We start from the raw sequence: 26,989 nt of genomic DNA on the forward strand, positions 1-26,989 counted from the left end.
CCCGCAGGGTCAGCGGCGGAAGCCCAGCAGCGCGTGCAGGGTCGAGCCGCGCGAGGACGTCGAAGCCGCCTTGGACTCCAGCGGCTTCGGGTCGGGCAGCGCCGGGCACACCGCGTCCGCCTCGCCGTCGCCGCGCGGCACGGTGCCGTCCGTCAGGTACGCGGCGAGGTGCTCGTCCAGGCAGGTGTTCCCGCTCAGCGTGATGCCGTGGTTCCCGCCGCCCTCCTCGACCACGAGGCTCGAACCCCGAAGCAGCCGGTGCGCGGTGACGCCGCCCTCGTACGGGGTGGCCGCGTCGCCCGTCGCCTGGAACAGCAGCGCCGGGGGCAGTTCGCGGTTGCCGACGTCCACCGGCTGCCGCGACCGGGTGGGCCAGAACGCGCACGGCGCGTTGTACCAGACGTTGTTCCACACCATGAACGGCGCCTTCTCGTACACGTCCCAGTTGTCGTCGCGCCACTCGTCCCAGTCCTGCGGCCAGCCGGCGTCGCGGCACTGCACCGCGGTGTACACGCTGTAGCCGTTGTCCCCCGACGCGTCCAGCGCGCCGAAGTTCTCGTACGCCTCGACGAGCGGGTCGGGGTCCCGGTCGTCGACGTACGCCGCGAACGCCTCCGCCAGGTAGGGCCAGTAGCCGTTGTAGTAGCCGCCCGGGATGAAGGTGTCCTCCAGCTCCGAGGCGCCGACCTTCCCTCCCGCCGGCTTCCTCGCCAGCGCCGCCCGCATGGCGTACCACGCGGACTCGATCCGCTCCGGGTCGGTGCCCAGTCCGTACGCCGCGTCGTGCTCGGCGATCCAGGCGAGGAACGCCCGGTGGCGGTCGTTGAAGGCGAGGTCCTGGTTGAGGTTGGCGTCGTACCAGACGTCGGACGGATCGACGACGGAGTCCAGGACCAGCCGCCGTACCCGGTCCGGGTGGAGCTTGGCGTAGACGGCGCCCAGGTAGGTGCCGTACGAGTAGCCGAAGTAATTGATCTTCTCCGAGCCGAGCGCCTCGCGGATCACGTCCAGGTCCCGGGCGGCGCTGACCGTGTCGATGTACGGCAGGACGTCCGCGTACTTCTCCCCGCAGGCGTCGGCGAAGGCCTTCGCGCGCGTGAGGTTGGCCTGCTCGACGTCAGGGGTGTCCGGCAGCGAGTCGGGGCGCACCGGGTCGAAGTGGCCCGGCCGGCAGTCCAGTGCGGGACTGCTCTTTCCCACGCCGCGCGGGTCGAAGCCGATGACGTCGTACTGGGCGGCCACCTTCGCGGGCAGCGAGGACGCCACGAACCCGGCGAGCGTCAGCCCGCTGCCGCCGGGGCCGCCCGGGTTCACCAGCAGGGGGCCCTGGTACCGCGCGGCGGTGTGCGGGACGCGGGACAGCGCCAGGGTGATCTGCCTTCCACGCGGCCGCGCGTGGTCGAGCGGCACCTTGACGGAGGCGCACTGGAGCGTCGGGTAGTCCTCCGTCGCGCACTTCTTCCAGTGCAGGTCCGAGGCGGGCGCGGCGGGCACGGTGCGCGTGGGCCGCGGTGCGCTCGCCTCGGCGGGAACGGCCGTGACGGTCCCGGCGGCGATGACGGCGGCGCCGCACAGCACGGCTGCGCGTTGTCTCATGGCGTTCTCCCAGGATTCCCAGGACGGAGAGGCTGCGGTCGGTCCGCACGGCGTGCGGTCCTCGCCGCATCGTCCCTAGGGGCGCTCCCGGAAGAACACGTTCTGGCGATACTTGACCCAATTGGGGCGCAAGAAGCCCTCTAATGCTCTTGTATCAGCTATATCGGCTGTGTCGGCTATGTCAGCCGTGTCAGCTACATCAGCGAGAGCTGAATCGGTTCGCTCGTCGCGGGCGGGGTCGCCTCAGGGGTCGGTTCCGGAGCCGGCTCCGCGATCCGCCTCGGCATCCCCGCGCGCGTGGGCCCGATGCCGTACTCGCGGGCCAGGTCGTGCACCTGGCGGGTGATCCGGCGCTGGTACCACTTCGGGGCGTAGGCGCCCTCCGCGTACAGCCGCTCGTAGCGGCGCACCAGGTGCGGGTGGTGCTGTCCGAGCCAGGCCATGAACCACTCCCGGGCGCCCGGCCGCAGATGCAGCACCAGGGGCGTCACCGACGTGGCGCCGGCGGCGGCGATCGCCCGTACGGTCGCCCGCAGTTGGGCCGGTTCGTCGCCGAGGAAGGGGATCACCGGCGCCATCAGCACGCCGCAGCCGATGCCGCGCTCGCCGAGGGCCCGTACGACCTCCAGTCGGCGTTCCGGTGCCGGGGTGCCCGGCTCCACGGTGCGCCAGAGCTGCTCGTCGGTGAAGCCGACGGACACCGAGATGCCCACGTCCGTCACCCGGGCCGCCCGCGTCAGCAGGTCCAGGTCGCGCAGGATCAGCGTGCCCTTGGTCAGGATCGAGAAGGGGTTCGCGCGCTCGGTGAGGGCCTCGATGATGCCCGGCATCAGCCGGTAGCGGCCCTCGGCGCGCTGGTAGCAGTCGACGTTGGTGCCCATCGCCACGTGCTCGCCCTGCCAGCGGCGGGAGGCCAGCTGGCGGCGCAGCAGTTCGGGCGCGTTGACCTTGACGACGATCTGGGAGTCGAAGCCGAGTCCCGTGTCGAGGTCCAGGTAGCTGTGCGTCTTCCTCGCGAAGCAGTACACGCACGCGTGCGTGCAGCCCCGATAGGGGTTCACCGTCCACTCGAACGGCATGCGGGAGGCGCCCGGCACCCGGTTGAGGATCGAGCGGGCCCGCACCTCGTGGAAGGTGATGCCGCGGAACTCGGGCGTGTCGAAGGTGCGGGTGGTGACGGCGTCCGCGCCGAACAGCGCGGTGTCCGCCGCCCGGGCGTGGTCGGAGTCCGTGAGGTTCTCCCAGCGCATTGAGGCCTCCTCGGTAGCACTGCCGCCACAATAGAACACTTGTTCCCTTGATCGTGCGGGTGAGTCGTGCGGGGCCGCTTCACGCCCCCCGATTTGGTGGCCGGGCGGTGGGGTGGTTGGCTTGCCCCGACCCCGAGAACCAGGCCCTGGAGGAACCCGATGGCGCAGGTCGAGGCGGAGACGGAACGGATCGTCGCAGCCGACGCGGAGAAGGTGTTCGACACCCTCGCCGACTACAGCGGCACCCGCGAGAAGCTGCTGCCCGAGCACTTCAGCGAGTACGAGGTCCGCGAGGGCGGCGACGGCGAGGGCACCCTCGTGCACTGGAAGCTCCAGGCCACCAGCAAGCGCGTCCGCGACTGCCTGCTGGAGGTCACCGAGCCGACCGACGGCGAGCTGGTCGAGAAGGACCGCAACTCCTCCATGGTCACCACCTGGCGGGTCACCCCGGCGGGCGAGGGCAAGTCCCGGGTCGTCGTCACCACCACCTGGCAGGGCGCCGGCGGCGTCGGCGGCTTCTTCGAGAAGACCTTCGCACCCAAGGGGCTCGCCCGGATCTACGACGCCATGCTCGCCAAGCTCGCCACCGAGGTCGAGAAGTAGCCAAAGGGCAGGCAAGGGGCGGCCGTTGGCCGCCTCACCGGTTCGAGTGATCTCCACTCGAACCCGCCCCACTTCCGTAACTCGTCGCACTTGTTCGCAGTTGTCGCCTCAGGCGGCAAATGTGAGCAGGTGTGACGAGGGGAGCGGTACATGGGCGGGATCACTCTGGTGCAGGATCCGGTGCAGGACGAACCGGTCGCCGCACCCCAGGTGCCACCTGAGCCACCCGCTCCCGAACCGGAGCCGGACGCCGGGCTGAGCCCGCGCCGGGTGCGGCTGGTCTTCGTCGGACTCATGCTGGCGCTGCTGCTCGCGGCCCTCGAGCAGATGATCGTCGCCACCGCGCTGCCGAAGATCGTCGGCGAGCTGCACGGCCTGGACAAGATGTCCTGGGCGATCACCGCCTACCTGCTCACCTCCACCGTCGGCCTGCCGATCTACGGCAAGCTCGGCGACCTCTTCGGCCGCAAGGGCGTCTTCCAGTTCGCGATCCTGGTCTTCGTCGTCGGCTCCGCGCTCGCCGGACGCGCGCAGACCATGGACCAGCTGATCGCCTTCCGCGCGGTGCAGGGCGTCGGCGCGGGCGGCCTCATGATCGGCGTGCAGGCGATCATCGCGGACATCGTGCCGCCCCGCGAACGCGGCCGCTTCATGGGCCTGATCGGCGCCGCCTTCGGACTCGCCTCGGTCGCGGGCCCGCTCCTGGGCGGCTACTTCACCGACCATCTCTCCTGGCGCTGGTGCTTCTACATCAACGTGCCCTTCGGCCTGCTCACCATGGCCGTCGTCGCCGTCGTCCTCAAACTGCCCAAGCCGCGGGTCAAGCCGCGCCTGGACATCCTCGGCGCCCTGCTGCTCGCCGCCGCCTCCACCTGCCTGGTGCTGCTCACCAGCTGGGGCGGCACCGAGTACGAGTGGGGATCGAGGACGATCCTCGCTCTGGCCGCCGGAGCGGTCGGGGCCACCCTCCTCTTCCTGGTCGCCGAGCGCTTCGCGCCCGAACCGCTGATCCCGCTGCGGCTGTTCCGCGACTCCGTCTTCAACGTCACCGCCCTGGTCGGCCTCGTCATCGGTGTCGCCCTCTTCGGCGCCGCCAGCTACCTGCCGACCTTCCTGCAGATGGTCGACGGCGCCAGTGCCACCGAGTCCGGCCTGCTCATGCTGCCGATGATGGGCGGCATCGTCGGCGCCTCGATCATCTCCGGGCAGCTCATCAGCCGCACCGGGCACTACCGCGTCCACCCGATCCTCGGCAGCGCGCTGTCCGTCGTCGGCATGTGGCTGCTCTCCCGCCTCGACACCGACACCCCCCGGCTGCACTACAGCATCTGGATGGCCGTCCTCGGCGCCGGCATCGGCATGGTGATGCCGGTCCTGGTCCTCGCCGTGCAGAACTCCGTGCGCCCCGCCGACCTGGGCACCGCCACCAGCGCCAACAACTACTTCCGGCAGATCGGCGGCAGCGTCGGCGCGGCGATCTTCGGCACCCTCTTCGCGGGCCGGCTCACCGACGCCCTCGCCGACCGGATCCCCGCCGACGCGGGCGCCGGGCTCCCCGACGCCGAGGCCATCACCCCACAGCTCGTCCACTCCCTGCCCCCGGCGCTGCGCGACGCCTACATCGGGGCGTACGCCGACGCCATGCCGCGGATCTTCCTCTACCTGGTGCCGGTGCTCGTCCTCGGGCTCCTCATCGCCCTCTTCCTCAAGGAGAAACCACTGGTGTCCCACAACGCCCCCGTCACCGAGCCGGAGACCGCGCACCCCACCGCCCAGGTCCCGCAGGCCCGATCGCCGTACGCCGCCGGCATCCCGGTCTGCGGCACGGTGCAGCACCCCGACGGCACCGTCGTGCCCCGCGCGGCGCTCACCCTCATCGACGTCGGCGGACAGCAGATCGGCCGGGGCGCCAGCGGCGACGACGGACGGTACGCGCTCGCCACGCCCGGCTCCGGGGCGTACGTCCTGATCGCCGCGGCCGGCGGCCACCAGCCGCAGGCGGTCTCCGTGACCGTCGGCGAACGCCCGGTGGAACTGGACGTGGTCCTCGGCGGCGCCGGGCGCCTGGCCGGCAGCGTGCTGACCGCCGACGGCAGCCCCGTGCGCGACGCGACGGTCACCCTCACCAACGTCCACGGCGAGGTCGTCTCCACCACCCGCAGCGGCCGCGAGGGCGGCTACGTGATCACGGAGCTGGTGGCCGGCGAGTACACCCTCGCCGCCAGCGCCCCCGCCTTCCGTCCGGCCGCGCTGCCCGTCAGCGTCCAGGCCGCGCGGGAGACCCGCCAGGACGTCGAACTGGCCGGTGGCGCCGTGCTGCGCGGCACCGTGCGGGCCGGTGGCGGCCGGGTCGTGGAGGACGCCCGCGTGACCCTGCTCGACGCGGCGGGCAACGTGGTGGACACCCTCACCACCGGGCCCGACGGCACCTTCCGGTTCGTCGACCTGTCGTCCGGCGAGTACACCGTCATCGCGGCCGGATACCCGCCCGTCGCGACCGTGCTCCAGGTGGCGGGCGGCGGCCGCACGGAACGCGACCTCCAGCTCGGCCACGAGGACTGAGACCGGTTCACCGGCGCGCGGGCGCGCGCCGGTGGGTCCGCGTGCCACCAATTCCCCCGTTGCCGCACATGGTCGCCGGACGCCACCGTACGGTGGTGACGGCGACACAGATCTTGCGGAGCCGTGGGCAGAGAGGGCCTGACGCCATGGACCATGGCACCGAGCGGGACACACCTCCCGGCCACCGAGCCGGACCCGGCGCCGTGCCGGCCGACCCCGTGGCGGGGCGCGTCCCGCTGGCCGTGGTCGTGGTGGACCGGGACGGACTGGTCTCCCACTGGAGCCGGGGCGCACGACGGCTGTTCGCCCTCCCCAAGGAGGAGGCGATCGGTCGGCCCGCCCCCGACCTGCTGCCCGTCTCGGGCGTGCTCCCCGAGGACGGGGAGCAGACCGAGCACATCGCCGGGTACGCCTCGTACGCTCCCTACGACGGCCTCGGGCCCGGCCTGGAGTCCTCCCTCGACGGGCACCTGTCCTACCCGGCGGCGGGCCGCGCCCGGCTGACCGTGCCGGCCGACGACCGCGTCGACGTGCTGTGGTGGGCGTACCCGCTGGTGGGACCCGGCCGGGAGCGGCTGCTCGTGCTGGCCGCCGACGCGGAAGGGCTGCGGCGGGACTACGCCGACTCCGACTCGGGTCCCGCGGCGGCCACCGTCGAGCGGATCGCGCCGGGCTTCGCGCTGCACACCGACTTCGCCGGTGCCGAGGAACTCGCCCGCCGCCTCCCCGAGATCCTGCCCAGCATGAGTGTCGGCGAGAGCGCCCGCATCGTCTCGCAGGTCCTCGAACTGGGCTACCCCGTCCTGGAGTTCAGCCAGAACGACCGGGTGCCCGTCACCCCCGACTGGGGCGTGCCCCGGCGTGCCGAACGCAGGGCGCGCCGTGAGCGGGCGGCGCTGGCACTGGCGGCCGGTGAGCCGGTGCCGGACGACCTGCGGGACGAGGCCGAGGACCTGGAGTACACCGCCGTCCGCGAACGCCTGGAGTTCCTCAACGAGGTGAGCGGCGCGATCGGCACCTCGCTCGACCTCTCGCGGACCATCGTCGAGGTGAGCCGGGCCGTCGTGCCCCGCTTCACCGACGTCGCCGGCACCTATCTGCGCGAACAGGTCGTGGCCGGCGAGGGCTTCCCCGACGGGGTGCCCGACACGACGACGATGTGGCACCGGGTCGCCCTGGAGCACACCGACGAACCCGGCCGCTGGGACGACGTCGTACCGGTCGGCGAGGCCATGCCGTTCCCGGCGCACACCCCCTTCTTCCAGTGCATGACCAGCGGCGAGCCGGTCCTCGTGCCCCGCATCACCGAGGAGATGGGCCACGCCATCGCCTCGCAGTTCGAGAAGCGGGACATCCGGCCGCTCATCACGGGTCGCTCGATGCTGCTGGTGCCCCTGAAGGCACGCCATGTCGTCCTCGGCTTCATGGTCCTGCTCCGCCACCCCGAGCGGCCCGTCTTCAACGACATGGACCGCGTCACCGGCGCCGAACTCGCCGCCCGCGCGGGCCTGGTACTCGACAACGCGCGCATGTACACCCACCAGGAGAACGTCGCCGAGACGCTCCAGGACAGCATGCTGCCGCACATCCCCGCGCGCATGGCCGGCTGCGACATCGCCACCCGCTACCTGCCGGGCACCCTCCTCGGCCGGGTCGGCGGCGACTGGTTCGACTCGGTGAAGCTGCCCGGCGCCCGCACCGCCCTCGTCGTCGGCGACGTCATGGGCCACGGCCTGAACTCCGCCGCGATGATGGGCCAGCTGCGCACCGCCGTACAGACCATGGCCGGCCTCGACCTGCCCCCCGGCCCAGCTCCTGCGCAACCTCGACGACCTCGCCCAGCGGCTCGGCGACACCCACCTCGCGACCTGCCTGTACGCCGTGTACGACCCCATCGCCGGTGAACTGCACCTCGCCAACGCCGGGCACATCCCGCCCGTCCTGGTCCGTGCCGAGGACGGCGTCAGCGAGCTGATCGAGCTGCCGACGGGGGCGCCGATCGGCGTCGGCGGGGTGCCCTTCGAGTCGGTACGCGTGCCGGTGGCGCCCGGCGACCGGCTGGTGATGTGCACCGACGGCCTGGTGGAGGTGCGTGGCGAGGACATCGGCGTCGGCCTCGCCACCCTCTGCGAGTCCGCCGCGCACCCGGCCGCGTCCATGGACGACGCCTGCGACACCATCATCCGCGCCCTGGGCACCCGCGGCGGCCGCAAGGACGACGTCGCCCTGCTGATGGCGCGGCTCACCGGCATCGAGCCCGACGCCGTCGCCGAATGGCGCCTCGCCCGCGACCCGGCCGAGGTGGGACGCGCCCGTGCGGCCGTCCGCGAGCAACTCCACGACTGGGGCCTGCCGAAGCTCGCCGACGCCGCGGAGCTGATGGTCAGCGAACTCGTCACCAACGCCCTACGCCACTCCCACGCCCGGCCCGTCGAACTGCGCCTCGTGCGCGCCGACACGCTGCTGTGCGAGGTGGACGACGACGACCACGAACTGCCCACGCTCAAGAGCGCGGGCCCCGACGACGAGACCGGCCGAGGCCTGCGCGTCGTCAGCACCCTCGCCCGCGAATGGGGCGCGAGCCGCACCAACGCGGGCAAAACCGTCTGGTTCGAACTGAGGCTGCCCGCCCGGCACCGCTAGCCCGGCACGCCAGGCGTGTCAGGCGTGGCTAGGCGTTGTCGCGTCGTCGTGCCGCCTTGCGTTGCAGGGACTCGCGCCGGGCGCGCAGTTCGTGCTGCCGACGTCGGCTCTTCTTGCGCCGCTCGGCCCGCGCACGAGCACGGGGGTCCCTGAGCTTCGTATGGTCAAGCCTGGTCAGGTACCAGATGAGGCCGCAGAACAGCGCCAGAAGGAGCACGCCCAGGACGGCGGCGACCGCCGGCGGCATGTCTGCGACCTCGATGTCCCGGTATCTTCCGACACCCACGTGTTCCCCCGCCCCCGTCGCCGCACTCGTCGCCCCGTACCGGCCGACCGGCGCAATGTACCGGACCCGCAGCCGTCCGAATCCGCTCCGGCGCGAACGACCGGTGAAGGAATGCGCCGGGCGCTTGTGGCCGTGCGCGGGGCGCGATACACCGTACGGACCCGTCGTCGTCGACGGGCCGTACGTCGTCGCACCTGGGGAGACGGGCATGAGCGTGACGAGTCGGTACCGGGACGCCTGGGAGAGCTTCTGGAACGAGGCCCCCGAGGATCAGGGGGCGGTGTTCTGGGACGCGGAGCCGATGCTCACCGCCGGGCGACACCTCGCCCACTTCGAACCGCACCTGACCGACCCCGGCCTGCCCCTGATCGACCTCGGCTGCGGCAACGGCACCCAGACCCGCTACTTCGCCGAACGCTTCCCGCACGTCGTCGGCGCCGACCTCTCCGCCGCCGCCCTCGACCACGCCCGCCACGCCGACCCGGCCGGGCTGGCCGCGTACCGGCAACTGGACGCGGCCGACAAGTCCGAGGCGGAGACACTGCACGCCGAGCTGGGCGACGCCAACGTCTATGTGCGGGGCGTCCTGCACCAGTGCGAGCCCGACGACCGGCAGCCACTGGCCGACGCACTCGCAGCTCTCCTCGGCGAACGCGGCCGCGCCTTCCTGGTCGAGCCCTCCCAGGCGGCCAAGACCGTCCTGATGGGCATCGCCCAGGGCCCCGACGGCCCACCCGCCAAACTCGCCCCCGTCCTCCGCCACGGTCTGACCCCCGGCGCGGTCCCCGACGAGGCGGTACCGGAGTACCTGCGCGCGGCCGGACTCACGGTCCTGGCGAGCGGCGAACTCCCGCTGATCACCACGGAGTACACGACGGACGGCACCCGCATCGAGCTGCCGTCGACCTGGGTGGTGGCGGGACGTGGTGCGTGACGTGGCGCCTGACCAGGGCTGACCTGTTATTGGTCTGGACCGGTGAGAGTTATCCACAGGCCTGGCTGAGGCTCGGCGGGACCGCGTAACGTGACGCCACATGAAGATCCTCATCAGTGCCGACATGGAAGGCGCCACCGGTGTCACCTGGCCGGCCGACGTGCTGCCGGGGACGCCGCAGTGGGAGCGCTGCCGGTCGATGTTCACCTCCGACGTGAACGCGGCCGTGCTGGGCTTTTACGACGGCGGTGCCGACGAGGTGCTGGTCAACGAGGCGCACTGGAGCATGCGCAACCTGCTCCTGGAGCGGCTCGACGAGCGGACGCAGATGCTCACCGGGCGGCACAAGGCGCTGTCCATGGTCGAGGGCGTCCAGCACGGGGACGTGGACGGCATCGCGTTCATCGGGTATCACGCGGGCGCCGGCATGGAGGGCGTCCTCGCGCACACCTACCTCGCCAACCAGCTCACCGGCGTGTGGCTGAACGACGTACGGGCCAGTGAGGGTCTGCTCAACGCGCACGTGGTCGCCGAGTACGGGGTGCCGGTGGTGCTGGTCACCGGGGACGACGTGGCGTGCGAGGACGCGCTCGGGTACGCGCCCGAGGCGCTGAAGGTCGCGGTCAAGGACCACGTCTCGCGGTACGCGGCCGTCTGCCGTACGCCGGCCAGGACCGCCTCCGACATCCGGGCGGCGGCCAAGGAGGCGGCGGCCCTCGCGGTGCGGCACGAGCCGGTGAGCGGCGGGCCGTTCACCCTCGCCCTGGAGTTCGACGCCGAGCACCTGGCGGCGGCCTCGACCGTGGTGCCCGGCGTGGCGCAGGTCGGGGAGCGGAAGGTGGCATACACCCACGAGACCATGTTCGAGGCGATCCGGACGTTCAAGGCGGTCACCACGATCGTCTCGGCGGCGGTGGAGGAGCAGTATGGCTGAGCAGCACACGGCGTCCGACGCGCAGGCGCTGGACGAGGTCGTCCGGTTCACCTCCGAGCTGATCCGGATCGACACCACGAACCGGGGCGGCGGCGACTGCCAGGAGCGGCCGGCCGCCGAGTACGCCGCCGCGCGGCTCGCCGAGGCGGGGATCGAGCCCACCCTGCTGGAGCGGACCAAGGGCCGCACCAACGTCGTGGCCCGCATCGAGGGCACCGACCCGTCGGCCGACGCGCTGCTGGTGCACGGTCACCTGGACGTGGTGCCCGCCGAGGCCGACGACTGGAGCGTGCACCCGTTCTCCGGCGAGATCCGCGACGGAGTCGTCTGGGGGCGCGGCGCCGTCGACATGAAGAACATGGACGCGATGATCCTCGCCGTCGTGCGCGACTGGGCCCGCAACGGGGTGCGGCCCCGGCGTGACATCGTGATCGCCTTCACCGCGGACGAGGAGGCCAGCGCCGAGGACGGGTCCGGGTTCCTCGCCGACCGGCACGCCGCGCTGTTCGAGGGCTGCACCGAGGGCGTGAGCGAGTCCGGCGCGTTCACCTTCCACGACGGAGCAGGTCGGCAGTTCTATCCCATCGCCGCGGGCGAGCGCGGTACCGGCTGGCTCAAGCTCACCGCCCACGGGCGGGCCGGACACGGCTCGAAGGTGAACCGGGAGAACGCCGTCACCCGGCTCGCCGCCGCGGTCACCCGCATCGGCACCCACGAGTGGCCGCTGCGTCTGACCCCGACCGTGCGCGCCGCACTGACCGAGATCGCCGCCGTCTACGGCATCGAGACCGACCTGAGCGACGTCGACGTGCTGCTGGACAAGCTCGGTCCCGCGGCCAAGCTCGTCGAGGCCACCGTCCGCAACAGCAGCAACCCGACCATGCTCGACGCCGGGTACAAGGTCAACGTCATCCCGGGGGAGGCCGTCGCCCACGTCGACGGGCGGTTCCTGCCCGGCGGCGAGGACGAGTTCCGCGACACCCTCGACCGGCTCACCGGGCCGGATGCGGACTGGGAGTTCGCCCACCGCGAGGTCGCCCTCCAGGCGCCGGTGGACTCGCCCACCTACGCCCGGATGCGCGCCGCCGTCGAGGAGTTCGCCCCGGAGGGGCACGTGGTGCCGTACTGCATGTCCGGCGGCACCGACGCCAAGCAGTTCTCGAGGCTCGGCATCACCGGCTACGGCTTCGCGCCGCTGAAGCTGCCCGCGGACTTCGACTACCAGGCCCTCTTCCACGGCGTGGACGAACGGGTCCCCGTCGAGGCGCTGCACTTCGGTGTCCGCGTCCTGGACCGTTTCCTGCGCACGGCCTAGGGGGTGTCGTTTGGATCGGGCCGGCTCCAGCCAACGTTGCGTTGTTGCCGACCCGAGCGGGGCCTGGTGCGTGCAGCTGCAAGGCGGAGGAGGGCGACAACGCGGAGCGTTGGCAACCGACGACAACGCCGCAGATGTGCGTGCCAGGCCCCGCGACCCCGGCATGATCCAAACGACACCCCCTAGGACCCCGGCCGGCGCGCAGCAGTAGACAAGGAGTTGGAGGACAAGTGGCGGAGTCAGTGCGGACTCTTGCGTACGGATCGTGGCCCTCGCCCATCGACGCGGCCCTCGCCGCCGCGCACGACGGGCGGCCCGAGGACGTGGGCTTCGTCGGCGAAGAGGTGTGGTGGACCGCCCCCCGGCCCACCGAGGGCGGGCGGCGCACCCTGGTGCGCCGGCACCCCGACGGCACCGAGGAGCCGGTGCTGCCCGCGCCGTGGAACGTGCGCAGCCGCGTCATCGAGTACGGCGGCCGGCCCTGGACCGCGGTCATGACCGACGGCGGGCCGCAGGTGGTCTTCGTGAACTTCGCCGACCAGCGGCTGTACGCCTACGAGCCGGGCGGTGGCGAGCCGCGTCCGCTGACGCCCGTCTCCCCGGTGGGTGGCGGGCTCCGCTGGGCCGAGCCGGACCTGCGCCCCGAGCGCGGCGAGGTGTGGTGCGTCCTGGAGGAGTTCACCGGCGAGGGACCCACCGACCTGCGCCGGGCCCCGGTCGCGGTGCCGCTGGACGGCTCGGCGGCCGACGACCGGGACGCCGTGCGCGAACTGACCGGCGAACGGCACCGCTTCGTCACCGGCCCCCGCCTCTCGCCCGACGGGCGGCGCGCGGCCTGGCTCGCCTGGGACCACCCCCGCATGCCCTGGGACGGCACCGAGCTGATCGTCGCCGAGATCGACCCCGAGGGCATCTTCAGGCAGGCCCGGACCGTCGCCGGCGGGCCCGAGGAGTCGATCGCCCAGGTCGAGTGGGCCCCGGACGGCACCCTGCTGTACGCCTCCGACCGCACCGGCTGGTGGAACCTGTACCGCGACGGACAGCCGCTGTGCGCCCGCGAGGAGGAGTTCGGCGGGCCGCTGTGGAAGCTCGGACAACGCTGGTTCGCGCCCCTGGACAGCGGCCTGATCGCCGTCCTGCACGGCAGGGGCGCCGCCGTCCTCGGCATACTCGACCCCGAGACCGGCGAGGTCGTCGACGCGGCGGGCCCCTGGACCGAGTTCGCGCCCGCCCTCGCCGCGCACGGCGAGCGAAGCGAGATGGGGGTCCCCCCGCCCGGAGGGTGGGGGAGGATCGCCGGCGTCGGCGCGAGCCCGTACAGCGGCTACGAGGTCGTCGAGCTGGATGCCCGCACCGGCCGGGCCCGGGTGATCGGCGCCCCGCACGAGGACGCCGTGGACCCGGCGTACTACCCGCGGCCGGAGATCCGCACCTTCGCGGGCCCGGACGGGCGTGACATCCACGCCCACCTCTACCCGCCGCACAACCCCGGCTGCCACGCCCCGGACGGCGCCCTCCCGCCGTACGTGATCTGGGCGCACGGCGGCCCCACCAGTCGCTCACCGCTGGTGCTCGACCTGGAGATCGCCTACTTCACCTCCCGCGGCATCGGCGTCGCCGAGGTCAACTACGGCGGCTCCAGCGGGCACGGCCGGGAGTACCGCAACCGGCTGCGCGAGCAGTGGGGCGTCGTCGACGTCGAGGACTGCGCGGCCGTCGCCCTCGCCCTCGCCGAGGAGGGCACCGCCGACCGGGAGCGGCTCGCCGTGCGCGGCGGCAGCGCGGGCGGCTGGACCTCGGCGGCATCACTGGCCACCACCGACGTCTACGCCTGCGGCACGGTCATCTACCCGATCCTCGACCTGACCGGCTGGGGCACGGGGGAGACCCACGACTTCGAGTCGCAGTACCTGGAGAGCCTGATCGGCCCCTACGCCGAGGTGCCCGGCCGGTACACCGAGCGCTCACCCGCCGAGCACGCCGCCAGTGTCACCGCGCCGTTCCTGCTGCTCCAGGGACTGGACGACGTGATCTGCCCGCCCGTGCAGTGCGAGCGGTTCCTCGAACGCATGGCGGGCCGGGGCGTGCCGCACGCCTACCTCACCTTCGAGGGCGAGGGCCACGGATTCCGCCGGTCGGAGACCATGGTGCGCGCCCTCGAGGCGGAGCTCTCCCTCTACGCGCAGGTCTTCGGACTGACCCCACCCGACGTCCCGGTCCTGGAGCTGACCCGGTGAGCCGCGTGGGAGAGCTCACCCGGCCTGCCCGGCTCGCCCCCGGCGCCCGGGTGGCCGTCGTCGCGCCCAGCGGGCCCGTGCCCGAGGAGCGGCTCCAGGCCGGCCTCGACGTACTGCGCGGCTGGGACCTCGACCCCGTCGTGGCGCCGCACGTCCTGGACCGTCACGGCACCTTCGACTACCTCGCGGGCGATGACACCGACCGCGCCGCCGACCTCCAGGCCGCCTGGTGCGACCCGGCCGTGGACGCGGTGCTGTGCGCCCGCGGCGGGTACGGTGCCCAGCGCATGACGGACCTGCTCGACTGGGAGGCGATGCGCGCGGCCGGGCCCAAGGTGTTCGTCGGCTTCAGCGACATCACCGCGCTGCACGAGGCCTTCGCCACCCGCCTCGGCCTGGTCACCCTGCACGGCCCGATGGCCGCGGGGGCCGACTTCATCAAGAACGCGCGGGCACAGGAACACCTGAGAGCCACCCTGTTCGCCCCGGAGACGGTCCGCGTGATCGCGTCGTCCGACGGCACGCCGCTGGTCCCCGGCCGCGCGCGGGGTGTCACCCTCGGCGGCTGCCTCGCCCTGCTCGCCGCCGAACTGGGCGCACCGCACGCCCGCCCCGGCGCGCGCGGCGGACTGCTCTGCCTGGAGGACGTGGGGGAGGAGACGTACCGCCTCGACCGCTACCTCACGCAGTTGCTCCGCGCCGGCTGGCTCGACGGGGTCGGCGGCGTACTGCTCGGGTCCTGGCAGGAGTGCGAGTCCTACGAGCGGCTGCGGCCGATGCTGGCCGACCGGCTCGGCGGCCTCGGCGTGCCGGTCGTCGAGAACTTCGGGTTCGGGCACTGCGAGGGGGCGCTGACCATGCCGTTCGGCGTGCGAGCGGAACTCGACGCGGACGCGGGCACCCTGACGCTGGAGAGGCCCGCACTCGGCTGACGGCGCCCCACGCGGACCTGTCCGGCGTCGTAGGCTGGCCCCATGCCGCACACCCCGCCCCGCCACCTCGCCGAGGGCCCGCGCGTGGGCATCCGGCACTTCACCCACGCGGACGCCGCCGAGTTCACCGCCCGGGCCCGGCAGAGCAAGGACCTGCACCACCCCTGGCTCTTCCCGCCGGACAGCGCCCACGCGTACGAGGCCTACGCCTCCCGGCTGATCGAGGACCGCACCAAGGCCGGGTTCCTGGTGTGCGAGAAGGCCGCGGACGGGCCGGCGGAGGACACCTCGGGCGACGCCTCGCGGGACGGTTCGGACGGCGCCTCGCGGGACGGTTCCATCGCGGGGTTCGTGAACATCAACAACATCGTCGAGGGCGGCTTCCTCAGCGGTGCGCTCGGCTACGGCGCCTTCGCGCACGCGGCGGGCCGCGGGCTGATGCGCGAGGGCCTGGGCCTCGTGGTGCGGTACGCGTTCGGGCCGATGCGGCTGCACCGGCTGGAGATCAACGTCCAGCCGGGCAACGCCGCCTCGATCGCGCTCGCCCGCGCCTGCGGTTTCCACCTGGAGGGCTTCTCGCCGAGGATGCTCTACATCGACGGCGCCTGGCGCGACCACCAGCGCTGGGCGATCACCGCCGAGACCGTGACTTCCGGTTGATCTTCATCGTGTCCAGGTCCGTCACGGTCGACCTGAGGTCGCGGAAGCCGTAGCCGAGTCCGCGCAGCGTGCCCTCCGCCCGGTCCTCGGCGATCGCGCCCGCCATCTCCTCGCCGTCCGCCGCGTCCGACACCACCACGTAGCGCATCGAGAAGTGCTTCAGCGGCGCGGGCTCGTAGGACAGCGAACCCTCCTGCGTGAATCGCATGCTCGCCATCCCGTGGTCGCCGGCCTCGGCGAGCAGCCGGGCACGGGCGTCCTCGGTCAGACCCTCCCAGGTGCCCCGGACGATCACCCGGTAGGTGTGCTGCTCACTCAATGCCGCTCCTTCGTACGCGCGCCGACCGCCCGACTCTATGCGGCCGCCGACCCGTCGCCCAGGGATTTAAACGTGACCGACGTCGCGCGAACGAGACACGCGGCTCCCTTGTTCACCGCACCGGTGAGCGGCTTCCATGGGGAACCGTGACGACGATCCGACGCGAGGTACTGACCCTGCCCGCCGCGCGGCTGGGAGCGGACAACCCCCTGCCGCCGCTGCGCCCCCTGGACGAGGCCCACCGCATCGACGACCGGGACCGGGCCGGTCTGCCGCGCGACATGGCCCGCCAGGTCGGCTACGAACCGCTGCGCAGCCTGCTGCCCGTACCGGTCCGGGACGGCTACGACCGCGGCCGCGAACCGCGCGGTCTTGAGGCGCTCGTCATCGAGAACGACCGGCTTCGGGCCACCGTCCTGCCGGCCCTCGGGGGCCGCATCGCCTCCCTCCACCACAAGCCGACCGACCGTGAACTCCTCTACGTCAACCCGGTACTCCAGCCCGCCAACTTCGCCCTCAACGGGGCCTGGTTCTCCGGCGGCATCGAGTGGAACATCGGCGCCACCGGCCACACCACCCTCTCCTGCTCACCCGTGCACGCCGCCCCCGTACCCGCCCCCGACGGCGGTCGGATGCTGCGCCTTTGGGAGTGGGAGCGGCTGCGCGACCTCCCCTTCCAGGTCGACCTGTGGCTGCCCGAGGGCTCCGACTTCCTGTACGTCGGCGCCCGGATCCGCAACCCGCACGAGCGCCCGGTGCCCACGTACTGGTGGTCCAACATCGCCGTGCCCGAGGACCGCCGCGTCCTCGCCCCCGCCGACGAGGCCTGGCACTTCGGCTACGAACGGCGCCTGCGCAGCGTGCCCGTCCCGGCGTACGACGGAGTGGACCGGACCTACCCGCTCAACAGCACCTACGCCGCCGACTACTTCTACGAGGTGCCGGACGTCCGGCGCCGCTGGATCGCCGCGCTCGACGAGCACGGGCACGGGCTGGTGCAGACCTCGACCGACGTACTGCGGGGCCGCAAGCTCTTCGTGTGGGGCACCGGGCCCGGCGGACGCCGCTGGCAGGAGTGGCTCACCGAACCCGGCACCGGCGGCTACTGCGAGATCCAGGCCGGCCTCGTGCGCACCCAGCTGGAACACGTCAAGCTGGAGGCCGAGAGCGAGGTGTCCTGGCTGGAGGCGTACGGGCCGCTCGACGCCTCGCCCGACGGCGACTGGCACACCGTACTGCGCGGGGCGGAGGACCGGCTGGAGACCGCCCTGCCGCGGGCGGACGTCGACGCGGCGTACGAGGCCTGGCGTACATGCGCCGACGCCGAGCCCGGCGAACGCCTGGCCACCGGGTCGGGCTGGGGCGCGCTCGAAGTGCTGCGCGCGGGCTGGAAGCTGCCCGGCACACCCTTCGACGAGGACACCCTCCAGGACGAGCAGCAGCCGTGGCTGCGGCTGCTGCGCGCCGGGTCACTGCCCGAGCCGGAGCACCACGAGCCGCCCGGCGGGACGCTCGTCGCCCGGCCCTGGCGGGACATGCTGGAGACCACGGCCGCCACACCGGTCGCCGAGTACCACCTCGGCATCGCCCAGTGGCACGGCGACGACCGCGCGCAGGCGGTGCGCAGCTGGGAGCGCGGCCTCAAAACCGCCGCCGACCGCTGGCCGTTGCTGCGCTGCCTCGCCGTCGCCGACCAGGAGGGCGGTCACCACGAACGGGCCGCCGACCAGTACGCGGAGGCCTTCGACGACCTGTGCGCACGCCGGCCGGACGGGGCGGACGGGGCGGGCGGGGACGCCCGGTGGACGGCCGTCGCCGCCGCACTCGGCCGGGAGGCGATCGAGGCGCTGCTCGGCGTCCGGCGCACGGCGGACGCCCGTGCCGTGTGGGAGCGGCTCGACCCCACGACCCGGGCCCGCGGCCGGTTCCGGCTGACCGAGGGGGAACTGCTGGCCGCCGAGGGCCGGCGCGAACAGGCGCGGGCCCTTTTCGACGAGGGTTTCGAGGTCGCCGACCTCCGGGAGGGCGCCGAGAGCATCGGCCTGCTGTGGGCGCGGCTGAGCGACGAACCGCTCCCGGCCCGGCACGACTTCCGGATGCGGCCGGACGGGAGATGAGCCCCGTCCGGCCCGCCGCTACGCCCTCCGGTCGACGTACTCGTAGATCGCCCCGTCCGGATGCCGGGCGATCAGGTTGCGCCCCGCGGGCGTCGGGACGGGGCCGGCGATGACGTCCGCGCCCAACGAGGTGAGGACGCGCTGGGTCTCCTCGACGTCCGTCACGGCGATCGTCGCGGTGACCTTGCGCAACACCTCGAGCTGGGACTCGGGTCCGCTCATCAGCAGGAAGCAGCCGACCGCGGCGACTTCGACGCCGCCGCGTTCGAAACGCATGGCCGGACCGCCGGCCAGACCTTCGTAGAAGGGGATCGCCTTGTCCAGGTCGTCGACGTAGACGCGCAGTGTGGCTCCCAGAATGTCCATGACGACGAGCCTAGTTGGCGACGAGCGGGTCGGACTCGCGGTCCCGCCATGGAAGTTCACCCACCGGGTACCCGCACGCCATGGACCGCATCGATCACCTTGAACATCTGGACAGGCACCTGGTAGACGAGCTGACGCAGGTGGCACGCGAGACCGTGCGCGACGAACTGCGCGAGCAGACCCGCAAGCAGCGCCGCAAGGCCACGCTGTACGCCGCGTCCGGCGCCACCGCCCTGTACGCGGGCGCCGCAGTCGCGCTCACCGTGGGCCTGGCCCTCGCCCTCGCCCTGCCGGCCTGGGCCGCCGCACTGATCACCGCCGCCCTCCTGGGCATCGCGGCCCAACTGCTGCGCCGCGCCGCCCGGCCCCACCCCTCTGGGCCCGGAGCAGCCCACGGCAGCGGGCACGAGCACGTCCTCGGCGGCACCGCGCCCACCGCGCCGCCGGGTGGGCTCGGCGTGCCGTACCCGCCGATGCCGCCCGTCGCGCCCGGCGGCGTGGGCGGCGCGACCGGCGCCCCCGGCGCGGGCACACCGGCCCCGGGCGGCACCGGACCTGCGGCGCCGCGCCAGGACGACATCAACCCCGAGACGCCGAACGGCCGCGGCTGACCGGACCGGCCGGCTCGGCCGACCCGGATCGGCCGACCGCGTCAGGCGCCCTGCTGGAGCTGCGGCAGCACCTTGGTGCGGTAGAGGTCGAAGAAGCCGCGCAGGTCCGGGCCGATCTGGTTGACGTAGACGCGGTCGAAGCCGGCGTCGGCGAACTGCTTCAGTTCCGCGACGTGCTCGTCCACGTCGTCGCCGCACACCCGGTTGCCGCGGACCATGTCCTCGGTGACCAGGGTCTGCGCCTGCTCGAAGTGCTTGGGCGAGGGCAGGACCTGGCCCAGCTCGCCCGGCAGCAGCTCATTGGCCCACAGCCGGTGCACCGTGCGCACCGCCGCGTCCTTGTCGGTGTCGTAGCAGACCTTGGTGCCGCCGCTGACCAGTTTCGCGCCGCCCCCGCCCTTGCGGTACTGCTCCACCATCGAGGTGTCCGGCATCATCGTGATGTAGCCGTCGCCCACCCGCGCCGCCAGCTTGGTCGCCGCCGGGCCGAAGCCCGAGATGTCGATCGGGACGGGCTCGTCGGGGACGGTGTACAGGCGGGCGTTCTCCACCGTGTAGTGGGTGCCGTGGTGGTTGACCTCCTCCCCGGTGAGCAGCCGGCGCATGACGAGGATGGCCTCCTCCAGCATCTCCAGCCGTACGTGCGCGGCGGGCCAGGCGTCGCCGAAGATGTGCTCGTTCAGCGCCTCGCCGGTGCCGACGCCCAGCCGGAAGCGGCCGTCGGTCATCACCGCGCTGGTCGCCGCGGCCTGGGCCACCACCGCCGGGTGGATACGCAGCGTCGGGCAGGTCACCGCCGTCTCGACGGGCAGGGACACCGCGTCGGACAGCGCGCCGATCACCGACCACACGAACGGGCTCTGTCCCTGTTCGCCGTTCCAGGGGTGGTAGTGGTCGGAGATCCACAGTGCCTGGAACCCGGCCTGCTCGGCCATCCGGGCCTGTTCGATGAGCTCCGCGGGACCGTACTGCTCGCACGAGAGGAAGTAGCCGTACTCGGGCATGAGGGGGTGCCTCCGGACAGGGAGCGGTTGGGACCGGGGCCGAGTACCCGGGCGCAGGGCGGAAAACCGACGGCGTCGCGGCTGCCTCGCGGACGTTTGGGTGCCCCGGCCAAGGGGACGCGGAAGGCCCACGAGGTACGCGACAGCCCGGAGGCGAACCGTGAGCCGACCCCGCATCGTGATCGTCGGTGCCGGCTTCGCCGGGTACCGGACGGCCCGCACCCTGTCCCGGCTCACCCGGCACCAGGCCGACATCACCCTGCTCAACCCGACCGACTACTTCCTCTACCTGCCCCTGCTGCCCCAGGTCGCCGCCGGGATCTTGGAACCGCGCCGGGTCAGCGTGTCCCTGTCGGGCTCGCTGCCGCACGTCAGGCTGGTCCTCGGGGAGGCCGACGGCATCGACCTCGACGGGCACACCGTGCACTACACCGGCCCGGAGGGCGAGGAAGGCACCCTGTCCTTCGACCGGCTGGTGCTCGCCGCGGGCAGTGTCAACAAGCTGCTGCCCATCCCCGGCGTCGCCGAGCACGCCCACGGCTTCCGCGGGCTGCCGGAGGCGCTCTATCTGCGCGACCACGTGACCCGGCAGGTGGAGCTGGCCGCCGCGGCCGACGACCGGGCGGAGTGCGCCGCGCGCTGCACGTTCGTCGTGGTCGGCGCCGGCTACACCGGCACCGAGGTCGCCGCGCACGGCGCGATGTACACCGACGCACAGGTCCGCAAGCACCCGATGCGCACCGGCATGCGGCACCGCTGGATGCTGCTCGACGTGGCGCCCCGGGTCATGCCCGAGATGGACGAACGGCTCTCCCGCACCGCCGAGCGGGTCCTGCGGCAGCGGGGTGTCGACGTGCGGATGGGGGTCTCCGTGAAGGAGGCCACGCACGACGGGGTCGTGCTGACCGACGGTTCGACCGTCGACACCCGCACCCTGGTGTGGTGCGTCGGGGTGCGGCCCGACCCGCTGGTGGAGTCGCTGGGGCTGCCCATGGAACGCGGCCGCCTGCTCGTCGACCCCCACCTCCAGGTGCCGGGCCGGCCCGAGCTGTTCGCGTGCGGTGACGTCGCCGCGGTGCCCGATCTGAACCAACCGGGCCAGTACACGCCGATGACCGCGCAGCACGCCTGGCGGCACGGCAAGGTCTGCGCCCACAACGTCGCCGCGTCCCTCGGCGTCGGCGAGCGGCGGGCCTACCGCCACCGTGACATGGGGTTCGTCGTGGACCTGGGCGGCGCGAAGGCGGCCGCCAATCCGCTGGGTGTGCCGATGTCCGGCCCGGCGGCCGGCGCGGTCACCCGCGGCTACCACCTCGCGGCGATGCCGGGCAACCGCGTCCGGGTCGCCGCGGACTGGCTGCTCGACGCGGTGCTGCCCCGCCAGGCCGTCCAGCTGGGCCTCGTGCGGTCCTGGTCCGTGCCGCTGGAGTCGTCGTCGCCCGAGGTCGCGCGCGTGCCGGGGCGCCCGGAGCGGCCGGAGCGGACCGGGCAGGACTCCGGGCCCTCCGGCAGCCAGCCGCGCGGGGAGTCGGCGAAGAGCGGGCCGGGCCGCCCTGAGCCCGAGCCCGCGAAGAATCAACCTGGTGGGGAGCCCGCGAAAACTCAGCCGGGCGGGGAGCCCGCGAAGGACCAGCCGGGCGGGCAACCCGCCGAGAAGCGGCCGGGCGAGGAGCCCGCCAAGAATCGGCCTGGTGGGGAGCTCGCCAAGAGCCAGCCGGGCGAGGAGCCCGCGAAGAATCAACCGGGCGGGGAGCCCGCGAAAACTCAGCCGGGCGGGGAGCCCGCCAGGAACCAGCCGGGCGGGGAGCCCGCGAAAACTCAGCCGAGCGCGAAGCGGAGCCAGTCCGGCTCGCCCCGTGCTTCCGGCAAGCCCCGCCGCGCCGTCGAAGCCGCCGGACCACGCCCCGCCCGCGGTCCCGGCAAGCCGGACAAGCCCTCCCGGGCCGCCGGTGGGAAACGGCCCGCTGCCCCGTCAGGACCGAGCCGGTCCGCGGGCGCGCCCCCCGGTCCCGGCCCCGAACCCCCGGCGAACCAGCCGCCCCCCGGACCCGACATCGCCCCCGGCCCCGTCAGGCGTTCCGACGGCCGTGCCGTGGAAGGAGACTCATGAACACCGGTGAACTCGTCGACCTCGGACAGCAACTGCGCGTCGACAGCGTACGGGCGTCCGCCGCCGCCGGCTCCGGGCACCCGACGTCGTCGATGTCCGCCGCGGACCTGATGGCCGTACTGCTGGCCAACCACCTCCGCTACGACTTCGAGCGCCCCGCCCACCCGGGCAACGACCGCTTCGTCCTGTCCAAGGGGCACGCCTCGCCGCTGCTCTACTCCGCCTTCAAGGCGGCCGGCGCCATCGACGACGAGGAACTGCTCACCTTCCGCAAGCAGGGCAGCCGCCTGGAGGGGCACCCCACGCCGCAGCGGCTGCCGTGGGTCGAGACGGCCACCGGTTCGCTCGGGCAGGGACTGCCCGTCGGCGTCGGCATCGCGCTGTCCGGCAAGCGGCTCGAGCACACCGACTACCGCGTGTGGGTGCTGTGCGGCGACAGCGAGATGGCCGAGGGATCGGTGTGGGAGGCCGCCGAGCACGCCGGGTACGAGCACCTCGACAACCTCACCGTGATCGTCGACGTCAACCGGCTCGGCCAGCGCGGCCCCACCCGGCACGGCCACGACCTCGACGCGTACGCGCGCCGCTTCCGCGCCTTCGACTGGCACACGATCGAGATCGACGGCCACGACGTGGACGCGATCGACCGCGCCTACGGCGAGGCCCAGTCCACCAAGGGCCAGCCCACCGCGATCATCGCCCGCACCCTCAAGGGCAAGGGCGTGAAGGCCGTGGAGGACCGCGAGGGACAGCACGGCAAGCCGCTGCCGGAGGCGGAGGAGGCCGTCGCCGAGCTCGGCGGCCCGCGCGACCTGCGAGTCCGGGTGCACGAGCCGCAGTCCGCACGGGCACTGCACTCGACGGGGACCGGACAGACCGAGCTGCCCCGCTACGACAAGGGCGACGAGGTCGCCACCCGCAACGCCTTCGGAGAGGCGCTCGCCGCGCTCGGCACCGCCCGGGGCGACGTCGTCGCCCTCGACGGCGAGGTCGGCGACTCGACGCGGGCCGAGTTCTTCGCCAAGGAACACCCCGAGCGCTACTTCGAGTGCTACATCGCCGAGCAGCAGATGGTCGCCGGCGCGGTCGGGATGGCGGCGCGCGGCTGGGTGCCGTTCGCGACCACGTTCGCGGCCTTCCTGACCCGCGCGTACGACTTCGTGCGCATGGCCGCCGTCAGCGGCGCCGGCATCAACCTCGTCGGCTCCCACGCGGGCGTCGCCATCGGCCAGGACGGGCCCAGCCAGATGGGCCTGGAGGACCTCTCGATGATGCGGGCCATCCACGGCTCGACCGTGCTGTACCCGTGCGACGCCAACCAGACCGCCCGCCTCGTCGCCGAGATGGCCGGCCTGGAGGGCATCCGCTACCTGCGCACCTCGCGCGGCGAGAGCGAGGTCATCTACGGCCCCGACGAGGAGTTCCCCGTCGGCGGCAGCAAGGTGCTGCGCTCCTCCGACCGCGACCGCCTCACCGTCGTCGCGGCCGGCGTCACCCTGCACGAGGCGCTCGCCGCCGCCGACGCCCTGGCCGGGGACGGCATCCCGGTCCGGGTGATCGACCTGTACTCGGTCAAGCCCGTCGACCGGGCCACGCTGCGCGAGGCCGCCGAGGACACCGGCGCTCTGGTGACCGTCGAGGACCACCGCCAGGAGGGCGGCATCGGGGACGCCGTCCTGGACGCGTTCTGCGACGGGCGGCCCGTGCCCCGGCTGGTGCGACTGGCCGTCGGGACCATGCCCGGCTCCGCGACCCCGGCGGAGGAACTGCACGCGGCGGGGATCGACGCCGCGTCCATCGAGGCGGCCGTACGGATGCTCGTGGAGCAGGCGATCGTTTCGTGAGCGGGAGCGGTGACGGCGCACGGACGGTGCGGGCCGGCCGGCACACGGTGGAGGTCCACCGGCCGGACAAGGTGCTGTTCCCCAAGGGTGACGGCGGCGCGCAGGAGTACACCAAGGGCGATCTCGTCGACTACCACCGTGCCGTCGCCCCGTTCATGCTGCCGCATCTGCGGGGCCGCCCGCTGATGCTGGAGCGGCACCCGGACGGCGTCGACGGGCCGCGCTTCATGCAGAAGAACACCCCGGAGCACTACCCGGAGTGGATCGGCCGCGTCGAGGTCGGCAAGGAGGGCGGCACCGTCTGCCACACCGTCTGCGACGACTCCGCCACCCTCGTCTACCTGGCCGACCAGGCCGCGCTCACCCTGCACCGCTGGCTGTCCCGGACCGGGCAGGTCGACCGGCCGGACCGCATGGTCTTCGACCTCGACCCGTCCGGAGACGACTTCGAGGCCGTCCGGGTGGCCGCCCGGCTGCTGGGAGAGCTGCTCGACGAACTGAAGCTGCCCTCGGCCCTGATGACCACCGGCTCCCGGGGACTGCATGTGATCGTGCCCCTGAACGGCCACCAAGACTTCGACGACGTACGGGAGTTCGCGCGCGCCGTCGCCGACGCCCTGGCCGCGGCCCATCCGGACCGGCTCACCACCGCCGCCCGCAAGAAGGACCGCGGCGAGAGGCTCTACCTCGACATCCAGCGCAACGCCTACGCCCAGACCGCCGTGGCCCCCTTCACCGTGCGCGCCCGCCCCGGCGCGCCCGTGGCGACGCCCATCTCCTGGGACCAGCTGGACGACCCCGCCCTGCACGCCCGCCGCTGGACCATCGCGGACGCCGTCGAGCAGGCGCGCACCCGGCCCTGGGCCGGGATCCTGAACCACCCCCGGGCCCTGGGCCCCGCACGGCGGCGGCTGAACGCCCTGCGCGGCTGAACTCCTCGCGCGGCTGAACGCCCTGCGCGGCGGGGTGAGGTTTGGCGAACACACATGCGGCCACACGGAGGGGGAGGTGGCCATGTCGAACACGAAAAACACATCCGAATCGCAAGGCTCACAACAGAGTTCACGAAAGTCACATACGTCACAAACTTCACATGAGTCGCGCCGTCCCAAGCCCATGGAGGTCCTGCGCGAGGCGCGCGCCCAGCTTGCCGAGCTCACCGGTATGAACGCCGAGTCCGTGTCGTCCTTCGCGCAGACGGAGGACGGCTGGGCGCTGGACGTCGAGGTCCTCGAGCTCGAGCGGGTGCCCGACACGATGAGCCTGATGGCGAGCTACCAGGTGGAGCTCGACTCCGAGGGGCAGCTCACGGGCTACCGGCGCGTCCGGCGCTACGAGCGCGGCCGCTCCGACGCAAGAGGTTCCGGCGGCCGCTAGACGGCCCGGCCGGACCCACCGAACGCACCCACGGAACGCACCCACATCCGCAATCAAGACGGAGGAACAGCTGGCATGACAGTCGTACCGGCACAACAGACCGGCGGTGGAGGCGGCAGCAGCGGCCTTTACGACGTGCTTGAGCTTGTTCTGGACAGGGGGCTCGTCATCGACGCATTCGTGCGCGTCTCCCTGGTCGGCATCGAGATCCTGAAGATCGACGTCCGCGTCGTCGTCGCCAGCGTGGACACCTATCTGCGCTTCGCCGAGGCGTGCAACCGGCTCGACCTGGAGGCCGGGCCGCGCAAGGACCCGGGCCTGCCCGACCTGGTCGGGAAGATGACCGAGTCCGGCGCCAAGGGCAAGTCCAAGGGGGCGCTGTCCGGCGCCGCCGAGACCATCTCCGACGCGTTCCAGCAGTCCCGTGACGAGGGCGGCTCCGAACGCGAGCGCGAGCCGGCATCGCGTCCGCGCGCCCGCAAGGCCGCGCCCTCGCGCCGGAAGGAGGAGCAGGAGTGAGTACGTACGTCTACGGCATCACCGCCGCCACGCACCCCTCGCTCCCCGAGGGCACGAGCGGAGTCGGTGACCCGCCGCGCGAGGTGCGGATCCTGAAGGAGGGCGAGCTGGCGGCCGTCGTCAGTGACGCGCCCGAGGGGCTGCGCCCCAAGCGCAGGGAACTGCTCGCCCACCAGAACGTGCTGAGCGAGATCGGCGCCGACGGCTGTGTGCTGCCCATGCGCTTCGGCAGCGTGGCCCCGGACGACAAGGCGGTCACCGGGGTGCTGGCCGAGCGCGCCGAGCACTACAGGGAACGCCTCGGGGCGCTGGACGGCCGGGTCGAGTACAACATCAAGGCCAACCACGTCGAAGAAGCCGTACTGCACCACGTGATGGCCCAGAACCCCGAGATCCGCGCCCTCGCGGAGTCCAACAGGCAGGCGGGGGGCGGCAGTTACGAGACCAAGATCCAGCTCGGCGAGATGGTCGCGGCCGCGATCAAGGGCAAGGAGGCCGAGGACGCCACCACGCTCGAGCGCGCCCTGGAACCGGGCGCCGACGCGGTGAGTGTGGGCCCCGAGTCCACCGGCTGGCTGGCCAACGTGTCGTTCCTCGTGAACCGGGACACGGCCGAGGAGTTCCTCGCCGCCGTGGAGCGGGCGCGGGGCGACATGCCGCACCTCGAGGTGCGGGTGAACGGTCCGCTGCCGCCGTACAGCTTCGTCGAGCCCGGCCCGGCCGAGCCCGCGGGCACCGCGGCCGGCGGTGCGGACGCCGGAGCGGGGTGA

The 26,989-nt window shown here is 72.9% G+C and carries 22 protein-coding genes and 1 pseudogene; 17 read left to right on the forward strand and 6 right to left on the reverse strand.

Annotated features, from left to right (window positions below):
- Positions 1–9: 9 nt before the first annotated feature.
- Together ACGH7X_RS31950 and ACGH7X_RS31955 are read right to left on the reverse strand one after the other, a co-directional pair.
- Positions 10–1,596: an alpha/beta hydrolase gene (locus ACGH7X_RS31950; RefSeq protein WP_399891708.1), complete on the reverse strand. Its 1,587-nt coding sequence runs from the start codon at positions 1,594–1,596 to the stop codon at positions 10–12.
- Between the two features lie 194 nt (positions 1,597–1,790).
- Positions 1,791–2,846 carry an Rv2578c family radical SAM protein gene (locus tag ACGH7X_RS31955; RefSeq protein WP_399891711.1) on the reverse strand — a complete coding sequence of 352 codons (1,056 nt, stop codon included), beginning with the start codon at positions 2,844–2,846 and terminating at the stop codon, positions 1,791–1,793.
- Between the two features lie 159 nt (positions 2,847–3,005).
- Here ACGH7X_RS31955 and ACGH7X_RS31960 point away from each other — a divergent pair, with 159 nt between their 5' ends.
- The 3 genes and pseudogenes from ACGH7X_RS31960 (at position 3,006) to ACGH7X_RS31970 (ending at position 8,654) form a co-directional block, all read left to right on the forward strand.
- Positions 3,006–3,449 carry an SRPBCC family protein gene (locus tag ACGH7X_RS31960; RefSeq protein WP_399891714.1) on the forward strand — a complete coding sequence of 148 codons (444 nt, stop codon included), beginning with the start codon at positions 3,006–3,008 and terminating at the stop codon, positions 3,447–3,449.
- 150 nt (positions 3,450–3,599) lie between these two features.
- Complete coding sequence (locus ACGH7X_RS31965) at positions 3,600–6,011, forward strand: MFS transporter (RefSeq protein WP_399891716.1); 2,412 nt, start codon at positions 3,600–3,602, stop codon at positions 6,009–6,011.
- Positions 6,012–6,157: 146 nt separating this feature from the next.
- Positions 6,158–8,654, forward strand: a pseudogene (locus tag ACGH7X_RS31970) (SpoIIE family protein phosphatase).
- Between the two features lie 28 nt (positions 8,655–8,682).
- On the opposite strand, the gene ACGH7X_RS31975 reads toward ACGH7X_RS31970, so the two are convergent.
- Entirely contained in the window at positions 8,683–8,940 is a 258-nt protein-coding gene (locus tag ACGH7X_RS31975; protein WP_399891719.1) for a hypothetical protein, read from the reverse strand.
- 208 nt (positions 8,941–9,148) lie between these two features.
- On the opposite strand from ACGH7X_RS31975, the gene ACGH7X_RS31980 reads away from it, so the two are divergent.
- The 6 genes from ACGH7X_RS31980 to ACGH7X_RS32005 all read left to right on the forward strand — a co-directional run bounded on the left by ACGH7X_RS31980 (position 9,149) and on the right by ACGH7X_RS32005 (position 15,952).
- Complete coding sequence (locus ACGH7X_RS31980; protein ID WP_399891722.1) at positions 9,149–9,874, forward strand: class I SAM-dependent methyltransferase; 726 nt, start codon at positions 9,149–9,151, stop codon at positions 9,872–9,874.
- A 100-nt stretch (positions 9,875–9,974) separates the two neighbouring features.
- Positions 9,975–10,808: a M55 family metallopeptidase gene (locus ACGH7X_RS31985; protein ID WP_399891725.1), complete on the forward strand. Its 834-nt coding sequence runs from the start codon at positions 9,975–9,977 to the stop codon at positions 10,806–10,808.
- Complete coding sequence (locus ACGH7X_RS31990) at positions 10,801–12,123, forward strand: M20/M25/M40 family metallo-hydrolase (protein WP_399891728.1); 1,323 nt, start codon at positions 10,801–10,803, stop codon at positions 12,121–12,123. The genes ACGH7X_RS31985 and ACGH7X_RS31990 overlap by 8 nt, the downstream gene beginning before the upstream one ends.
- Positions 12,124–12,353: 230 nt before the next feature.
- Positions 12,354–14,360, forward strand: coding sequence for a prolyl oligopeptidase family serine peptidase (locus ACGH7X_RS31995; RefSeq protein WP_399891731.1), 2,007 nt, complete (start codon positions 12,354–12,356; stop codon positions 14,358–14,360).
- 5 nt (positions 14,361–14,365) lie between these two features.
- Positions 14,366–15,292 carry an LD-carboxypeptidase gene (locus tag ACGH7X_RS32000; RefSeq protein ID WP_399897481.1) on the forward strand — a complete coding sequence of 309 codons (927 nt, stop codon included), beginning with the start codon at positions 14,366–14,368 and terminating at the stop codon, positions 15,290–15,292.
- A 42-nt stretch (positions 15,293–15,334) separates the two neighbouring features.
- Positions 15,335–15,952 (forward strand): GNAT family N-acetyltransferase, encoded by a 618-nt coding sequence (locus ACGH7X_RS32005; RefSeq protein WP_399891734.1) that lies wholly within the window; start codon positions 15,335–15,337, stop codon positions 15,950–15,952.
- Here the strand turns inward: ACGH7X_RS32005 and ACGH7X_RS32010 are convergent.
- Positions 15,924–16,271: a DUF6204 family protein gene (locus ACGH7X_RS32010; protein ID WP_399891736.1), complete on the reverse strand. Its 348-nt coding sequence runs from the start codon at positions 16,269–16,271 to the stop codon at positions 15,924–15,926. The two genes, ACGH7X_RS32005 and ACGH7X_RS32010, sit on opposite strands and share 29 nt — an antisense overlap.
- A gap of 146 nt (positions 16,272–16,417) precedes the next feature.
- On the opposite strand from ACGH7X_RS32010, the gene ACGH7X_RS32015 reads away from it, so the two are divergent.
- Positions 16,418–18,388: a DUF5107 domain-containing protein gene (locus ACGH7X_RS32015; protein ID WP_399891739.1), complete on the forward strand. Its 1,971-nt coding sequence runs from the start codon at positions 16,418–16,420 to the stop codon at positions 18,386–18,388.
- An 18-nt stretch (positions 18,389–18,406) separates the two neighbouring features.
- Here ACGH7X_RS32015 and ACGH7X_RS32020 read toward each other — a convergent pair whose 3' ends face one another.
- A complete protein-coding gene (locus tag ACGH7X_RS32020; protein ID WP_399891742.1) occupies positions 18,407–18,754 on the reverse strand; it encodes a VOC family protein in 348 nt (115 codons plus the stop codon).
- Between the two features lie 80 nt (positions 18,755–18,834).
- Between ACGH7X_RS32020 and ACGH7X_RS32025 the strand changes: the two genes are divergently transcribed.
- The gene (locus ACGH7X_RS32025) at positions 18,835–19,365 is read left to right on the forward strand and encodes a phage holin family protein (protein WP_399891745.1); all 531 of its coding nucleotides are present in this window, start codon (positions 18,835–18,837) and stop codon (positions 19,363–19,365) included.
- A gap of 41 nt (positions 19,366–19,406) precedes the next feature.
- Here the strand turns inward: ACGH7X_RS32025 and ACGH7X_RS32030 are convergent, their stop codons facing one another.
- Positions 19,407–20,369 carry an LLM class F420-dependent oxidoreductase gene (locus tag ACGH7X_RS32030; RefSeq protein ID WP_399891748.1) on the reverse strand — a complete coding sequence of 321 codons (963 nt, stop codon included), beginning with the start codon at positions 20,367–20,369 and terminating at the stop codon, positions 19,407–19,409.
- A gap of 160 nt (positions 20,370–20,529) precedes the next feature.
- Between ACGH7X_RS32030 and ACGH7X_RS32035 the strand changes: the two genes are divergently transcribed.
- From ACGH7X_RS32035 to ACGH7X_RS32060, 6 genes are all read left to right on the forward strand, one after another.
- The gene (locus ACGH7X_RS32035) at positions 20,530–22,479 is read left to right on the forward strand and encodes an FAD-dependent oxidoreductase (RefSeq protein WP_399891751.1); all 1,950 of its coding nucleotides are present in this window, start codon (positions 20,530–20,532) and stop codon (positions 22,477–22,479) included.
- On the forward strand, positions 22,476–24,323 hold the full coding sequence (locus tag ACGH7X_RS32040; protein ID WP_399891754.1) for a transketolase: 1,848 nt from the start codon (positions 22,476–22,478) through the stop codon (positions 24,321–24,323). Before ACGH7X_RS32035 ends, ACGH7X_RS32040 begins: the two co-directional genes overlap by 4 nt.
- A 26-nt stretch (positions 24,324–24,349) precedes the next feature.
- Entirely contained in the window at positions 24,350–25,255 is a 906-nt protein-coding gene (ligD, locus tag ACGH7X_RS32045) for a non-homologous end-joining DNA ligase (RefSeq protein WP_399897484.1), read from the forward strand.
- Positions 25,256–25,337: 82 nt separating this feature from the next.
- A complete protein-coding gene (locus ACGH7X_RS32050; protein WP_399891757.1) occupies positions 25,338–25,700 on the forward strand; it encodes a gas vesicle protein in 363 nt (120 codons plus the stop codon).
- A 75-nt stretch (positions 25,701–25,775) separates the two neighbouring features.
- Positions 25,776–26,219 carry a gas vesicle structural protein GvpA gene (locus tag ACGH7X_RS32055; protein ID WP_217166320.1) on the forward strand — a complete coding sequence of 148 codons (444 nt, stop codon included), beginning with the start codon at positions 25,776–25,778 and terminating at the stop codon, positions 26,217–26,219.
- Complete coding sequence (locus ACGH7X_RS32060; RefSeq protein ID WP_399891760.1) at positions 26,216–26,989, forward strand: GvpL/GvpF family gas vesicle protein; 774 nt, start codon at positions 26,216–26,218, stop codon at positions 26,987–26,989. The genes ACGH7X_RS32055 and ACGH7X_RS32060 overlap by 4 nt, the downstream gene beginning before the upstream one ends.

The organism is Streptomyces sp. BBFR51, from assembly GCF_044591655.1.
Taxonomy (GTDB): Bacteria; Actinomycetota; Actinomycetes; order Streptomycetales; family Streptomycetaceae; genus Streptomyces.

What these genes read in the sequence shown, in the direction of transcription:
- ACGH7X_RS31950 (WP_399891708.1), bottom strand. Translation starts at nt 1,596, where the DNA reads ATGAGACAACGCGCAGCCGTGCTGTGCGGCGCCGCCGTCATCGCCGCC.
- ACGH7X_RS31955 (WP_399891711.1), bottom strand. Translation starts at nt 2,846, where the DNA reads ATGCGCTGGGAGAACCTCACGGACTCCGACCACGCCCGGGCGGCGGAC.
- ACGH7X_RS31960 (WP_399891714.1), top strand. Translation starts at nt 3,006, where the DNA reads ATGGCGCAGGTCGAGGCGGAGACGGAACGGATCGTCGCAGCCGACGCG.
- ACGH7X_RS31965 (WP_399891716.1), top strand. Translation starts at nt 3,600, where the DNA reads ATGGGCGGGATCACTCTGGTGCAGGATCCGGTGCAGGACGAACCGGTC.
- ACGH7X_RS31980 (WP_399891722.1), top strand. Translation starts at nt 9,149, where the DNA reads ATGAGCGTGACGAGTCGGTACCGGGACGCCTGGGAGAGCTTCTGGAAC.
- ACGH7X_RS31985 (WP_399891725.1), top strand. Translation starts at nt 9,975, where the DNA reads ATGAAGATCCTCATCAGTGCCGACATGGAAGGCGCCACCGGTGTCACC.
- ACGH7X_RS31990 (WP_399891728.1), top strand. Translation starts at nt 10,801, where the DNA reads ATGGCTGAGCAGCACACGGCGTCCGACGCGCAGGCGCTGGACGAGGTC.
- ACGH7X_RS32005 (WP_399891734.1), top strand. Translation starts at nt 15,335, where the DNA reads ATGCCGCACACCCCGCCCCGCCACCTCGCCGAGGGCCCGCGCGTGGGC.
- ACGH7X_RS32020 (WP_399891742.1), bottom strand. Translation starts at nt 18,754, where the DNA reads ATGGACATTCTGGGAGCCACACTGCGCGTCTACGTCGACGACCTGGAC.
- ACGH7X_RS32025 (WP_399891745.1), top strand. Translation starts at nt 18,835, where the DNA reads ATGGACCGCATCGATCACCTTGAACATCTGGACAGGCACCTGGTAGAC.
- ACGH7X_RS32030 (WP_399891748.1), bottom strand. Translation starts at nt 20,369, where the DNA reads ATGCCCGAGTACGGCTACTTCCTCTCGTGCGAGCAGTACGGTCCCGCG.
- ACGH7X_RS32040 (WP_399891754.1), top strand. Translation starts at nt 22,476, where the DNA reads ATGAACACCGGTGAACTCGTCGACCTCGGACAGCAACTGCGCGTCGAC.
- ACGH7X_RS32050 (WP_399891757.1), top strand. Translation starts at nt 25,338, where the DNA reads ATGTCGAACACGAAAAACACATCCGAATCGCAAGGCTCACAACAGAGT.
- ACGH7X_RS32055 (WP_217166320.1), top strand. Translation starts at nt 25,776, where the DNA reads ATGACAGTCGTACCGGCACAACAGACCGGCGGTGGAGGCGGCAGCAGC.